The following is a 14,513-nucleotide window of genomic DNA, read 5'->3' as shown; positions in this document are numbered from 1 at the left end:
AGTCGGTGACCTGACCTGCAAAGGGAGGAGCCGCCGAAGGTGAAGCCAGTGACTGGGGTGAAGTCGTAACAAGGTAGCCGTATCGGAAGGTGCGGCTGGATCACCTCCTTTCTATGGAGACATGGTTTAGAATACGCTGTTTATTTTTCAGAGTTTGACATAAGTGCAGACTATAATTTTGGATGGGTTCCCGAGTGGCCAAAGGGGCCGGACTGTAAATCCGCTGCATATTTGCTTCGAAGGTTCGAATCCTTCCCCATCCATTTGTTTAAAAGAACAGTACATTTTGTATTGTTCTTTTTTTATTGCTAATGAAATATGTGTTTTTATAAAATGAAAATAATACGCAATCATGGTGTGTTATTTTTGATATATCTGTATTATTTTATTTAAACGTATGGTTTGGATTATTACTTTAATATAATAATATTCATAGTTGTATAGCTTAGGCAAGAACATAAGGAAATACAGTATGCGTACATTGTTAGTAAATTATATATGATTTTTTCGGACGGAAGAATGTTTTTTATAAACGGAGATCAATTTATATTCAAAATATAAAAGGGAAAGTGCGGGCGTAGTACGCCGTATATTATTATGGAAAATCCATGCGTTTGTAAAATATGCTGTTTTTGTAAAAACAATTCGTTAGCTTCAGTTTACAAGAGCACACGCGGTTTTAACGGACGTTAGCGGCGCAATAGCTGTGTTAAAGCCGCTTGCCCTAGGAACCACTGCGCCTGCTCGTTTTGCCTTGATCTTGCGCCGCTAACATCTGCTAAAACTCTCTACCTCACAAGGAAAAAAATTTTTGCAGTTCAAGGCGCATATGCGCCGGCATAGCGGCTCCTATGACAAGCGTATGCAAAACAGAAATGCGGAAAATTTTTCCTTGTGTGGCGTGTGTGCCCTTGTAAACTGAAGCTAAGTATAAGATAAGATCATATGACTGCTTGTTTTGAAAGTTCAAAGAGGCTTATATTCAAAGGCATATAAAGAACTGAATTTTTAACAAAGATGTGTCGGCTGTGGCGCATGCCAATTTTCGTATTATTAATTTGAATAATCATGATTTAAGGGGAAATAAAAGGCGTTTGGGATGAGGAGGATTTATAAACATGAACCTATACCCCTATGAAAGTTTGTAAATCCGACATTGCTTTTACTGTTTCGTTAATTATTGAATACTGTTCGTATAAAAATTGTGCCTTAAAAATCAGCGGTTATAAATTCTTAACTTGATTAGGCGGGAAGACTATGTTATATTGACTTTAAAACTAAAATTTGTAAAATTGTTTGATAAATTAAACTTTGCCGTAAGTATGCGGAAACGATTTATAAAACTTCCGCCGCTTTTTAAACGGCATTACGAGGAGGCGCGGCGTATGGATGGAAAAGAGTTGTCATATATGATGGCTGTTCCGAAAAATGTTGATGATATTATGGATGCTGACGGTATATTTGAGCGGCTTGAAAATATTTCGGATGCGGAACTTATTTCAAGGAACGTTAAGCAAAATAAAGCTGAAATAGATGTGGTATATAAGGGCGTTAAATATACTGTGCAATTTTATGTAGTAGCGTTTAACATGCCTCAAATGTACAGGATACAGCATCTGTTTCCGGATTTGGACGCCGAAGCGGTCGAAAATACGGAAGTAGGCCTTGGATTTATTATGGAGTTTTCTGACAACTATCTTGATTCTTACCATTTGCAGCTTAAAATTATAGACGCCGCTGTGCCGGAAAAACTTGCGGTGTTTGACGACAGTTCGGAGAAAGTGCTGTCAGGCAAATGGGCGGCTATGGCGGCAAAATCCGTTGTTCCTCCCGCGCCTAGATATATTTATACAGTGCAGGCCGTGTTGGGGGAAAATGACAGCGTATGGCTTCACACGCACGGATTGAACAGGTGCGGAATAACGGAGCTTGAAATACTTGACTCTTCAAAAGATACATATAATATACATTATAATGTCATAGAAACAATGGCAAACAGGATGTTGGAGCTTGACGAGCCATTGGAAGAGATGGAGCCTATGTTTCTTGCAAGGCTCTCAAGAGACAATATTTTTGTTACGACGATTGTTCCGTGGGAAAAAGCTGTGGAGATGTATAAAGACGATATAATAGGCGGGAAAAAAGACAGGACGGAAGGGCACAGTGAAAATACGCATGTTATATTTGTATACAACTCCGAAGAGGACTTTAAAAGCGGCAATATACGACCTGTAACGGACTATACAAGAGAACTTGACGAGAACCTGATATATATGGTTACAAACGCCGAAACGGCAAGAATGGCGGCTTTAGCGCGGGAGCGTATCGAATATTTGTATAAAGCCGTTTTGAACGATGAAAACAAAGCACTTGTGAAAATAGCTTTAGACGTTGACGACGAATACAGGGATGAAAATAATTCAAAGGAACACATTTGGTTCCTGCTTAAAAGTTTTGAAAACGGCATGCTTACATGCGAATTGACCCAGGAGCCGTATTATGTAAGCGGTATGCATGAAGGAAGTACCGGAACATATGGCGTCAATGACGTAACTGACTGGATTATATATGCTCCCGAATATCGTATAACTCCCGACGATGTTTATCTTATGGAGCTTGAATGTGGGCGGGACGATTGATTTTAGCATGGGAAAAGTTTTTAACTGTACGCTTTATTCGTACAATGGGAATGAAAACGTTAGTTTTTGGCTATTCCTTCTTTTAATTATATAAAAAATGCAGGCGCTTTCTATATAGGAACTTGCGCCTGCATTTTTTATGCTTCAATGTTTATCTTAAAATTCACGCCGGTTGGGAAGGTTAAAACCTTCGGTTTTTTAAACTGAAAACGGGTTGGTTTTTCCGGCGTTTAATGAATTGTATTTTTCAAAAAATTTACTGAATAAAACAAAAAAGCAGCCTGGTATTCTTTTTGGCCAGGATGCTGCCGTGTTACAAATATTTAATTATTTGCTCAGCAGTAAATCAGTCGATAAGATATAAACATTCTTCAATTAATTCAGGTGTTATAATAACGTTCATAATTAACATCTCCTTTCCAAATTACAGTATATGATTTAAAAAATGAAAAATTACTGTTGACAGAAATTTTTCTGCCGGGCGTATAACGGAATAAATGACAAGGGGCTTTTTATTGCCCGGCGGTCAGGCAAGTTTGGTTTGAGTATCGATACTAACTTATCTGACATAATTAATATACCATAAATACATTAAGTTTACATAAATAATAAGTGAATTTTTTGTAAATTTTATTTTACTTTTCTATTGCGAAAATCACATAGTGAAAATAAAATTTATAAGGAATTTTATTTATGTTTGTGATATAATGAATATATCCTTAATTTTAGAAAGGAGTTTTATTTATGGATAAAATTATTATTACTATAGGAAGGCAGTACGGAAGCGGCGGAAAAGAGATTGGAGAAAAGATTGCAAAAGAACTGGGGATCCCTTTTTATGATAAAGAACTTTTAACGGCCGCCGCCAAAAAAAGCGGCATATGCGAGGAAATGTTTGAAAGCCATGATGAGAAACCGACAAGCAGTTTTCTGTATTCGCTTGTTGTGGGAAGCTATGCAAGCGGACAGACTCCTATGAACCATAAACTTTTTTTGGCTCAGTTTGACGCAATTAAAGAAATTGCCTCGCAGGGAAGCTGCGTGATACTCGGAAGATGTGCGGATTACGCTTTGGAGGACGATCCGGACGTTATTAACGTGTTTATACATGCGGATAAGGAAACCCGCATAAAAAGGGCTGTTAAATATTATAATGTTGAGGAGGGCAAGGCCGAAGACGTTATTAATAAAACGGATAAGCAAAGGGCAAGCTATTATAATTTTTATTCCGGCAAAAAATGGGGAAATACAGGCAGTTATGACCTTTCCGTAAACAGCGGATTTATAGGGATTGACAACACCGTTAAAACAATAATCGATTTTGTAGAAAAAAGGAAAGAATTTAAAAAATCTATGAAATAAGTTAATCTGAAATAATAGTACATAAAAAGGCGATTGCGGAACAGACCGTAAACGCCTTTTAATTTTATTTACGGTTTTTGTGCGGGAAGGCGCCCAAAGTTTATTACGGGCTATTCGATTATAAGATTATAATACTCTTTTCCGCTGTCTGTAAACGGCTTCGCATATACTCTTTTTCCAATAACGGACTGAAGTTTTTGAATATTTTCCAATTCGCCGCTTCCTAACTCCATATAACAGAAGGAGCTGCTTATGCCGTTTAATTCATCGTAAAAATCCGTTGCAAACAGACAAAATTCATCCAACAAAGCTTCAAACGGAATTTGCGCAATATTTTGGGGAGAGCCTTCGCTTTCACCGTACAGCTCGGGCTCATGTTCAAATACAAGTGATGAAACATAAATAATTTCTTCTTTATTATTAAGGTCGGAAGGGTTTTTTGTTGCATAAATACCGTCTTTAACTTTTTGATAACGGGAAGAATTATACTTATTCGGCGTAAAGTTTTTAAAATTTTTCATAATTAAATACCGTCCTGCAAGCACAGATAAATTTTATATCTCTTCAGTTTCCTGCCAGCCCTTGCATACGTCGATCCATTCTTTGGCCTTTGATAGGGCGAAAAGTTCGGCGCATGTAAGCTCTATAGCGGAATTGCTGCTTCCGCATGCGGGAAAAACGGTTGAAAACCTTTTTAAGGATATGTCTGTATATGTTGCCACATTTTCAGGCACGCCGAAAGGGCATACGCCTCCTATAGCGTGGGTTGTAAATTCCAATACTTCTTCGGGGGTAAGCATTTTGGCTTTTACGCCGAAAAATTCTTTATATTTTTTATTGTCGATTTTTGCGTCGCCTGCGGCACAGATTAAAATGCAGCGGTTATCTATTTTAAATGAAAGCGTTTTTGTAATGCGCGCCGGAATAACATTGGCGGCTTTTGCCGCAAGTTCGACGGTTGCGCTGGAAACCGGGAATTCTATAATATCGCTGTCACGGCCGAATTCGGCAAGGTATTTTCTCGCATTTTCTAAAGACATTTTTACCACTCCTAATTTAATGTTACATTTAAAACGGCATATAAATAAAAAAGTTTCGGGATTTTGAAAACAATATTCCTGTTTTTATGTCTATAAAAAAACCATATCAAAAATATACTGTTTTTTCAATAGTAATTTTGATATGGAATAATATTTTATTTAAATTTCAAGTTTCATATCGCCAAACTTTACCCATGCTTTTTTTCGCATAAGTTCGCTTATTGCAAGAGTAAGAACAGCAGGAAGTATGAAATGGAGGGAAATTATTTCAAAAAACAAAAGGGCGTGCGGCGTAGTGCCGCTCATTGTCTGCCAAGTCATTATCTGCCCTACAAGGCCGCTTGTTCCCATACCGCCTCCGGCAGGATTATTTTCCATTTTAAAAACGCATGTGCCGAGCGGGCCAAGTATTGCGCTTGCGAGAGTGGGGGCGATCCAAATGCGGGGATTTTTTACTATGTTCGGCACTTGGAGCATACTTGTTCCTATACCCTGTGCAAAGAGGCCGTCCCATCTGTTTTCTTTGAAGCTTGCAACCGCAAACCCAACCATCTGGGTTGAACAGCCTATTGTAGCCGCCCCGGCCGGAAGGCCGGATAAGCCGAGTATTATAGAAAGCGCGGCCGAACTTATAGGAAGGGTAAGCGCGCATCCCATAACAACCGATATTATTACACCCATTAAAAACGGCTGAAGTTCTGTTGCAACGTTTATTGCGCTTCCCAGCCAAGCCATGCCGTCTGAAAGCGGAGGGCCTACAAACACCCCTGTTATACTCCCGGCAATTATTACGGCCATAGGCGTTAATATTATGTCTATTTTGGTTTTGCCTGATATGACAAGCCCTGCTTCAACGCCGACTACTACTGATATAAACGCGCCTAAAGGGTCTCCTGCCCCTGAAAGGACTATGGCTCCGGTTTCGCTTAAAAGGGAGCCGTTAACAAATGCGGCGGCATTTGCTCCCATAAGCCCCGTAACTGCCGATGAAAGTATTATTAGACGCGGCGCCCCCATCGCATGGGCTGTGCCTATGCCTATTGCCATACCTGTACACACAGAGGCTATAGTTCCTATGTTTACAATAAAAGCTCCCGCATCCCCGCCTATTATTCCGCCTATCTGCTTTATAATAAGCCCTACAATAAGCGTGCAGAAAAGCCCGTGCGCCATTCCGTTGAGGGCGTCTATAAAATACCTTTTCAATATTTTCTGAAATAGTGTTTTCTGTGAGTCCATACCAATTCCCCTTATTATAATATATATATGTGTATATACATGTTGCCGGCGTATACTAGGGTATCATAATATTTAAGTATTATCAATAGGTTTTTACAACAATTTTTTTCTGTAACGCAATTATCATGAAAACGTAATATTCTTTTTATGACTAATTAGGTATGTTATGGTATAATAATAAATAAAAAGGTGGGAGATGGTAAAACAATGAAAAAACGGTTTTTAATTAAAAATATTATTTGCACAGCCGCCGCCGCGCTTGCGCTTGCTTCCATGGCATATGCAAAGGAAGCGGACGTATATGTAAACGGAATTAAGACCGAGTCCGTTTCACCGCAGTATAAGGATGAAATGACTTTGGCGCCTATTAGGACGATTGCAACAGGAATAGGCGCGGAAGTGACATGGAATGAAAATAAAATTATAGTTCAAAAAGGCGATCAAACTATAACTTTTATACCGGGAATTTGGAAAGCCTATATTAACGGCGTGGAAAAAAGAATTACTTATCCCGTATATATAGATAACGGGACTGCTTATGCCGAAGTAAATGATTTGGCAAGCGTTTTAAGCTGTAAAATCGTTTACTCCCAGGAGAAGAACAGCTATGAAGTTACGCTTCTCGGGGCGCAGTCACAGGCAAATGCACAGCGCCTTGAGGCCCCGAAACTTATTATAGAAGATCGCGATCCAAACATATTTTCATATCAGATAAAATCAGGCGGGGTTACGCTGGATAAGATTACCCCGTATAGGGCCGTATGGGATAACAGCGAAGAAGTTTTGAACAATATATACAGGGCTCAGTTGGAGGAGAAGTACAGATTTTCTTTTGAAGGGGCAAAACCGGACAGTGTTACTGTTAAGCGTGAAGAGCTTCTCGAATACAGCGAAACAGAACCGGAGATATATCCTTCCGACGTACAGGTAAAGGATATGGGAGATTATTATGAGTTTATCCATGAAACGGATACCGACGAGTCAAGGATCTATATTATAGACGCGTCATGGGGAAGCAATACGTTTGAATATATGTTTGTGGTTGACAATGTCAGGGTTATCGAGGCCCTTGAAGGTGTTGAGGAAATAATCGGCAAAAAAGATGTTGTCGACTATACTATTGCCGGAGGATATGTATACTACATTTCTGGAAAAGACAAAACGGAAATCCATGAGATGCTCCTTGACGGTACGGAAGATTGTGTTATCGAAACATTCCCGAGTGATGAAAGGATAACCGGAAGCACGAAAATAACGTCGGAATACGACGGTGAAGTTATTAAATACAGCCTTCAGGAAACCGGTATATATGGAGACAAGGACGATTCGGAATACAGTGTTCCGGAGAAAGCAAGGAATTACGAGCTTGATTTAAAAACCAAAGATCTGAGAAGGATTTATTAATGCAGTAAGTTAAAAAGAAAAACGGCGTTTCAGACAGAGCAATCCCCTGCAATTTGTAAGTGATAATACAATTTGCAGAGGATTTAATTTTCATCATATCCCGATTTTATATTTATAATGCGGGAAAGCCGTTAAGTTAATTTATTTTATCCGACAAGTTGGATATAATGGATGAGGTTTTAATTCGCTAATTTTTGAGGTTGGATTTTATCGTATGTATTTTATAAAAAACTTGAAAAATAGACGTAATTCCCGAAAACAGGAGCAGTCAAATTGGATTTTACAGCCGAATTTCAACGTTGTACGGTTCTCTTATTAAAATATAGTTGCAGTTATGCTTTTGACAAAGATTTAAACACCGTTCATTTTCATTTAATGCAAATTCTTTTGTATACCAATCGTCATTCAAGCGGCGTTCTATTTCATCGGCATGGTTTTTTATATCTGAAAAATGATTTTCAATATAGTTTTTATCCATAACAAGAAAATAACAGCGGATTTCATTTAAATATGTTTCTGAAAAACCGCATTTCCAGTCAAAAGGGATATAGCAGCCTTCAACGATTAGGTTTTGCTTGTTTTCGATTGCAGTTTTTATAATTTCGCGTACAATTTTCCATAAATATGTTTCCAATTCTTTGTCGTCTTCCGGCGTCAGTTCAGTATTTCCGCTTCTTATTAACCCCATTTTTAAAAGATCGATTGACAAGTAAGGATATTTGTATATTTCAAGGAGTTTTTGCGCAAGCAAAGTTTTTCCCGAATGGGATGTTCCGTCAATTAAAACAATCATTTAGTTTCCTCCTGCAATTTCATACTTTGTGGATTGAAGGGACGGAGATTAATACGGCATATTATGGAATGTATTTTTATTTAATATAATCCGGAGTACGGCGGATTTTAGAAATACGGCCTGAATTCGGTAAAGGCGGGATTATAGTTCTAATTTGCGCTGTATAAATAAATTCCGTTTTCCGGCTGTTTTTTGATTTTGCCTTCTGCAAGAAGGTAATCTATATGCGCAATCGTTTCGCCGACGGCGAACCATTTCTGGTGCATCGGAAACTCCTGCCAGTTGCGCCCGCGCATCGACCACTGCATGCGGCCGGCTGTGTCGTAAGCGTTTATACCCGGATTTTCACATATAATTCTGTAACATTCCGCAAGCCTTAATTCATGGTGTTTTAATATTTCTTTAATACGGACATAAAAATCCATATCGTTTTTACGATGGCCGGGAAGAGCAGTTTCAACGTCGATTTTTTCAATTTTTTTAAGGCTGTCGATATAATTTAAAAGCGAGTTTTCGACATGGCTCCAGAAAGTAATATTAGGGGTTATGTCGAAAAGTACATGGTCGCCAAGGAAAATCAGTTTTTCGCTTTCAAGATACAGGCACATATGGCCGGGCGTATGCCCCGGAGTGGATATGCATGTAAATTCATATCCGCCGACGTTGATTTTATCTCCGTCTTTAACCGTTACGGCTTCAAAGCTCTCATCAGGAGCAAAAGCGCGGGCAGGGTTTGTCTGCCTTAAAATAGGGATTTGATCGGCCGGGAACCCTTCCGATATGAATTTCCTGTCTATAGCGTCCCATGATTCCCCCTGAATAAAGTTAACAAAGTATTCGTAATCCGTCTTATCCATATATATATTTGCGCCTTTGGGCATAATTGCTCCGGCAAGCCCCACATGGTCGCTGTGAAGGTGCGTAAGGAACATTTCTGTTTTTTCCATATCTATTTCCAGTTCGTGGAGGCCTTCTTTTAAAGCGTTATAACATTCTTCGATATTAAACCCAGTGTCGATAATAAGATTTTTATCTTTTGTTTTAATAACGTAGCAATTCAGGTTTTTAAGCGGGTTATTTGGAAGCGGCACATATATTTTGTATATATCCGGATTTTTGTATATTTGTTCTGTCATTTTTAACCTCCTGAGTATTAATTAATTATATTATTTTATCATGATGAAGGACATACGTAAAGGAGAGAAGAAAATTTGGCCGGGAAACGGCAAAAGGAAGCGGGTTTATAGACGGAGGCCGGAAAATAAAGTAAAAATTCATAAAGATATACTTTATAGTAATATTTTTACTATAATTCAAGAGCCGTTTATTATTTGGGATTGTACTTGTGATCAAGTTAATTGAGGAACGCCAAATTCGTAAAAAATTAAATTGTAAATTTACTTAAATTTAACTTTTTATATTAAAAAAATAAGATTTAATTAAACTTGTTCACAACTTTAGTTGTCGAAGTGTGCTTATTGTAGGGATTTAAAAAAAATATACTGTTATTTTTGTCAAATAAAGGGAAAGTTGTAAACAAGTTATGTACAAGCGGAAAAAAATGACTTAAAATTTGATCAATACATAAGCCGATAAAGCGGCGGCAATCAACAAATCTGCCACACGCTTAAAGGCTTGATGTGATTAAATTGGGTAATTTTATATTATTTAAGGAGGGCAACATTTATGAAAAAGTTTATCGGCGTTTTTTTAGCGGCAACAATGGCGCTTTCATTAGCGGCTTGCGGCGGCGGCGACGCTTCAGCTCCTGCTGAAGGCGAAACAACACAGACGGAGGGAGAAGCTGCCGGAGACGGCGGTGAAACTGCCGAGGTAGAAAACACGGGTGAGGTTATTAAAATGAAACTTGCTAACCCTAACCCGGTTGGCGACGTTAAGGATCTTGCGGCTATCAAATTTGCGGAGCTTGCAAAAGAGAAAACAAACGGGCAGGTTGAAATAACGGTTTACTCAGGCGGACAGCTCGGCGACGCAAGGGATACAATCGAAGGGCTTGGGCTCGGCACAAACGAAATCGTAATTGAAAGTATGGGAACAACAGACGCTTACACTACTCTTGCCAGCATCGACGCCGTTCCGTATATGTACAGGGACTATGACCATTATGAAAAGGTTATGTTCGGAGATCTTGGCAAACAGATCAGGGAAGAAGTCGGCGAAGCCGGCGGATTTAAACTTCTCGGCGCAATGTACAGGGGCGCAAGGGTTTGTACGACAAAGAAACCTTTTACAACTCCGGAAGAGTTAAAAGGTTTAAAAATCAGGGTTCCTAACCAGCAGATTTACATAGATACATGGAATGTTCTCGGAGCGTCTCCGACGCCTCTTGCTTTAACGGAAACATTCACAGCTTTACAGCAGAACACTGTTGAAGCTCAGGAAAACGCTACAATCGAATCATATGGCTTTGGATTCTATGACGTTTGCGATTACCTTGTAAAAACTAACCATGTTTACTCAACGGACGTATTTATTTTCAACAGGGACTACTTCAACAACCTCCCAACAGATATCCAGGCAGCGCTTGAAGAGGCGGCTATGGAAGCTTCTGAATACAGAAATGAAATTTCTCTTACAAAAGAAGCTGAATATGAACAGATGTTTAAAGATAAAGGCGTAGAAGTTATAGAAATTGACGTTCAGCCGTTTATGGATAAATGCGAAGGCTTTGTTGATGAATATTATCCAGAATTAGCCGACTGGGCTAAACAGATTGCGGAAGTGCAGTAATTAGCATACGGCATCTTTTAGGTGTGAGGAAAGGGAATTTATATTCCCTTTTCTTTAACCTAAAAATGGATATTTATAAATTTTTTTAAATAATTATGCATAGTTAGGGGCGGGTGAGTTAAATGTTAAAGGCATATTCAAAGTTTATGTCTATACTGGAAAAAATCGCGCTTGTAATTGTCGGCGTTATGATGATAATTATGGTTGCGGTTATGGTTTATCAGGTAATACTTCGCTACTGTTTCAACAATTCTAATATTTGGTCTGAAGAACTTGCAAGGTTTTTATTTGTATGGGTAAGTTTAATGGGTTCGTTTGTAGCGGTAAGGCGTAACAGCCATCTTAAAGTTGAATTCATAGTTAACCTTTTAAAAGGCAAAGCAAGAAAATATTTTACTCTTATAATCGATATTGCAGTTATCTTATTTTTAATTTATTTGCTTCCGTTATCATATGAGCTTACGTTAAGCACATTTAAGAACATATCTGCCGGCCTTAAAGTTCCAATGGCTGTCGGATATGCGGCTATACCTGTAGGCACGGTGCTTATGATACTTGGAATGATTGAGCAGATACTTATTAAACTTGCAGGCAAAGAAGATGAAAGCGAGGCGGGCAAATAATGAATGTTGGTGCGTTACTTATTATATTACTTCTTGTCATGGCGCTTTTAGGCGTTCCAATCTGTTTTGCGATGGGAATTGCAACACTTGCGGCCCTTATTTTGGGCGACATGCCGGTTATCGTTTTGGCGCAGAAAACATTTACCGGAATGGACTCTGTCGCGCTTCTTGCAATCCCGTTTTTCATGATTGCCGGAAACCTTATGAGCGGCAGTATCAATAAAAAACTTATAGCTTTTGCAGATGCAACAATAGGCTGGGTTAGGGGCAGCCTTGCAATCGTTTCCGTAATTTCTTCGGCTATATTCGCGGCAATTTCAGGCAGCGGCGTTGCAACGGTTTCGGCTATCGGCGGCAACATGATCCCGGCTATGAAAAAAGACGGCTATCCCGGCGGGTTCGCGGCGGCTGTGTGCTCGGTTGCGGCTATATTGGGGCCTATTATCCCTCCGTCAATTTTCCTTATAGTTTACGGCAACGCTACGGAAACTTCAATCGGCCAGCTTTTTATGGGCGCTGTTTTCCCGGGAATCGGCCTTGCGCTTGTACTTGTCGCATATGTATTCCTTTATTCAAGGAAGCATAATTTCCCGGCACACGAAAAGTCAACGCCTAAACAGATTGCAAGGGTAACAATAGACAGTATTTGGGCTCTTGTAATGCCTATACTTGTACTCGGCACGATATTCCTCGGTATCTGTACGGCGACTGAAGCCGCGGCCGTTACATGCGCATACGCTCTTTTTGTAGGGCTTTTCATTTACAAAGATCTTCGTCCTAAGGATCTTGTTTCGATTTTTGCCGAAAGCGGCGTTACAACTGCTACAATACTTATACTTATCGGTTTTTCTAAAGTTTCAAGCTGGGTTGTTGTTGCAAGCGGACTTCCGGACGCCCTTGTTCAGGGGATGCTCAGCATAACAAGCAACAAATTTGTTATATTGTTCCTTATTAATATACTTTTGTTTATTGTCGGCATGCTTATGGATGCAAACCCTGCAATCGTTATGCTTACGCCGCTCCTTCTTCCGCTTATTAAGGAACTCGGCGTTTCAACAATACATTTCGGCGTTGTTATGGCGCTTAACCTTTGTATCGGACTTGTAACTCCGCCTGTAGGCACATGTATACTTTTGGGCAAGACAATTTCGGGAGAATCGCTGGAAAGCACCCTAAAGGCCGCGTTGCCTATGATTGGTTTAAGCATCGCGTTCCTTATGGTAGTAACATATGTGCCGGCGCTTACAACTTGGCTGCCAAGCGTACTGTCCAATTAATGGTTTGAAAAGAGGTTATTAATATGAATATTCCTAAAGTTATTAAGGCTGTTCAAAAATACAACCAGCCGCAGATTGACGACGTAAGGGGCGAAACAAAGCGGCTTTTGGATGAATTTGACCTGTCAAGGAAAATTAAACCTGGGCAAAGGATAGCTATAACATGCGGCAGTCGTGGCGTTTGGGGCCTTGTTGACGTTGTTGCACAGACGGTTGAAGAGGTTAAAAGGGTTGGCGGAATACCGTTTTTAATCCCAGCAATGGGAAGCCACGGCGGCGCCACAGCCGAAGGCCAAAGGGAAATGCTTTTAAGCCTTGGATATACGGAAGAAGCTGTAAAAGCTCCTATTATTTCGTCAATGGAAACGGTAAAAATCGGCGAAACTGAACTGGGAACTCCCGTATACGTTGATAAAAATGCTTATGAGGCCGACGGCGTTATAGTTATAAACAGGATAAAAAAACATACGGAACAGGAAAACAAAACAGAAAGCGGCCTTCTTAAAATGATGACGATAGGCCTAGGCAAACGTACAATGGCGGCCTATGTACATTCATACGGCGTTTGGGGGCTTATGAACATAATACCTGCAAACGGGAAGTTTGTTGCAAACTGCCCCGAAATGAACGTTATATGCGGCATAGCTCTTTTGGAGAACGCCCGCGACCGTGTAGGCTACCTTGAAGTTGTCGACAATAAAGATATACCGGAAAGGGAAGTCGAATTATTTAAGATGGCAAATGACATGTACCCCTTCCTTCCTTTCCAAGTTTGTGATATGCTTGTTATAAAACGGGGCGGCAAAAATATAAGCGGTACAGGTATGGACTGCAATATGATTGGCCGTTTCGGCGTTTGGGGACTTCAGGAACCTGAGAAATTTTATGCAAGCGGCTGCGAAACCCTCGGCCAGCCATATCCGCTTATAGAGATTATCGCGCTTTTGGATCTTACCGATATCAGCCACGGCAATGCAATCGGAATGGGGCAGGCGGATATTATCACAAAGAGGTATTTTAATAAAATAGATTACAAAGTAACATATACAAACGGCAAAACGACAACATTCCTTGATAAAATAAAAACGCCGTTTGTTGCCGAAACCGATAAAGACGCGGTTGAAGTCGGCCTCAGCTGCCTTAACGGCCTTATGGCGCTTGAAGGCAAAAAGACTGAGGATAATGTTAAATTCTGCGTAATCGACAGCACGTTGCATGAAGGCCAGTTCCTTGTTTCAAAAGGCTTATATGAAGAATTAAAGGAAAGGGACGATATAGAGTTTATCGGCGATTTCAGGCCTTTAACTTTTGACGAGGCCGGAACCCTTCTTGATAATCCTATATCACACTGATATTTATGGAAGAAGAGGAAAAAAAACTAACGC

12 protein-coding genes, 1 tRNA gene and 1 rRNA gene are annotated in these 14,513 nt (G+C 39.8%); 9 read left to right on the top strand and 5 right to left on the bottom strand.

All coding sequences use genetic code 11. From position 1 onward, the window contains the following. The 4 genes from NE664_04950 to NE664_04935 all read left to right on the top strand — a co-directional run. A 16S ribosomal RNA gene (locus NE664_04950) occupies nt 1–111 on the top strand; the annotation flags it as partial. Nucleotides 112–180: 69 nt separating this feature from the next. Further along, a tRNA-Tyr gene (locus NE664_04945) sits at nt 181–263 on the top strand. Between the two features lie 1,122 nt (nt 264–1,385). Next, nucleotides 1,386–2,639 (top strand): DUF4026 domain-containing protein, encoded by a 1,254-nt coding sequence (locus tag NE664_04940; GenBank protein ID MCQ4726010.1) that lies wholly within the window; start codon nt 1,386–1,388, stop codon nt 2,637–2,639. A 744-nt stretch (nt 2,640–3,383) separates the two neighbouring features. Beyond that, the gene (locus tag NE664_04935) at nt 3,384–4,001 is read left to right on the top strand and encodes a cytidylate kinase-like family protein (protein ID MCQ4726009.1); all 618 of its coding nucleotides are present in this window, start codon (nt 3,384–3,386) and stop codon (nt 3,999–4,001) included. 110 nt (nt 4,002–4,111) lie between these two features. Here NE664_04935 and NE664_04930 read toward each other — a convergent pair whose 3' ends face one another. The 3 genes from NE664_04930 to NE664_04920 all read right to left on the bottom strand — a co-directional run bounded on the left by NE664_04930 (nt 4,112) and on the right by NE664_04920 (nt 6,280). Then, nucleotides 4,112–4,522 (bottom strand): hypothetical protein, encoded by a 411-nt coding sequence (locus NE664_04930; GenBank protein ID MCQ4726008.1) that lies wholly within the window; start codon nt 4,520–4,522, stop codon nt 4,112–4,114. A 33-nt stretch (nt 4,523–4,555) separates the two neighbouring features. Beyond that, nucleotides 4,556–5,041: a YbaK/EbsC family protein gene (locus NE664_04925; protein MCQ4726007.1), complete on the bottom strand. Its 486-nt coding sequence runs from the start codon at nt 5,039–5,041 to the stop codon at nt 4,556–4,558. A gap of 159 nt (nt 5,042–5,200) precedes the next feature. Then, on the bottom strand, nt 5,201–6,280 hold the full coding sequence (locus tag NE664_04920; protein ID MCQ4726006.1) for a PTS sugar transporter subunit IIC: 1,080 nt from the start codon (nt 6,278–6,280) through the stop codon (nt 5,201–5,203). 207 nt (nt 6,281–6,487) lie between these two features. Here NE664_04920 and NE664_04915 point away from each other — a divergent pair, with 207 nt between their 5' ends. Further along, nucleotides 6,488–7,684 (top strand): copper amine oxidase N-terminal domain-containing protein, encoded by a 1,197-nt coding sequence (locus NE664_04915; GenBank protein ID MCQ4726005.1) that lies wholly within the window; start codon nt 6,488–6,490, stop codon nt 7,682–7,684. A 280-nt stretch (nt 7,685–7,964) separates the two neighbouring features. On the opposite strand, the gene NE664_04910 is transcribed toward NE664_04915, so the two are convergent. Continuing rightward, nucleotides 7,965–8,477 carry an adenylate kinase gene (locus NE664_04910; GenBank protein MCQ4726004.1) on the bottom strand — a complete coding sequence of 171 codons (513 nt, stop codon included), beginning with the start codon at nt 8,475–8,477 and terminating at the stop codon, nt 7,965–7,967. Nucleotides 8,478–8,626: 149 nt separating this feature from the next. After that, complete coding sequence (locus tag NE664_04905) at nt 8,627–9,613, bottom strand: MBL fold metallo-hydrolase (GenBank protein ID MCQ4726003.1); 987 nt, start codon at nt 9,611–9,613, stop codon at nt 8,627–8,629. 550 nt (nt 9,614–10,163) lie between these two features. Here NE664_04905 and NE664_04900 point away from each other — a divergent pair. The 4 genes from NE664_04900 to NE664_04885 all read left to right on the top strand — a co-directional run bounded on the left by NE664_04900 (nt 10,164) and on the right by NE664_04885 (nt 14,480). Further along, nucleotides 10,164–11,228, top strand: coding sequence for a TRAP transporter substrate-binding protein (locus NE664_04900; GenBank protein MCQ4726002.1), 1,065 nt, complete (start codon nt 10,164–10,166; stop codon nt 11,226–11,228). Nucleotides 11,229–11,350: 122 nt separating this feature from the next. Then, the gene (locus NE664_04895) at nt 11,351–11,851 is read left to right on the top strand and encodes a TRAP transporter small permease (GenBank protein MCQ4726001.1); all 501 of its coding nucleotides are present in this window, start codon (nt 11,351–11,353) and stop codon (nt 11,849–11,851) included. Continuing rightward, nucleotides 11,851–13,128: a TRAP transporter large permease gene (locus NE664_04890; protein MCQ4726000.1), complete on the top strand. Its 1,278-nt coding sequence runs from the start codon at nt 11,851–11,853 to the stop codon at nt 13,126–13,128. Before NE664_04895 ends, NE664_04890 begins: the two co-directional genes overlap by 1 nt. Nucleotides 13,129–13,151: 23 nt before the next feature. After that, nucleotides 13,152–14,480, top strand: a complete 1,329-nt coding sequence (locus tag NE664_04885) for a nickel-dependent lactate racemase (protein MCQ4725999.1) — start codon at nt 13,152–13,154, stop codon at nt 14,478–14,480. Nucleotides 14,481–14,513: the final 33 nt, after the last annotated feature.

The organism is Anaerotignum faecicola, from assembly GCA_024460105.1.
GTDB lineage: Bacteria > Bacillota > Clostridia > Lachnospirales > Anaerotignaceae > JANFXS01.
The sequence above is the reverse complement of the archived record's forward strand: the minus strand, read 5'-3'. Positions and strand labels throughout refer to the sequence as shown.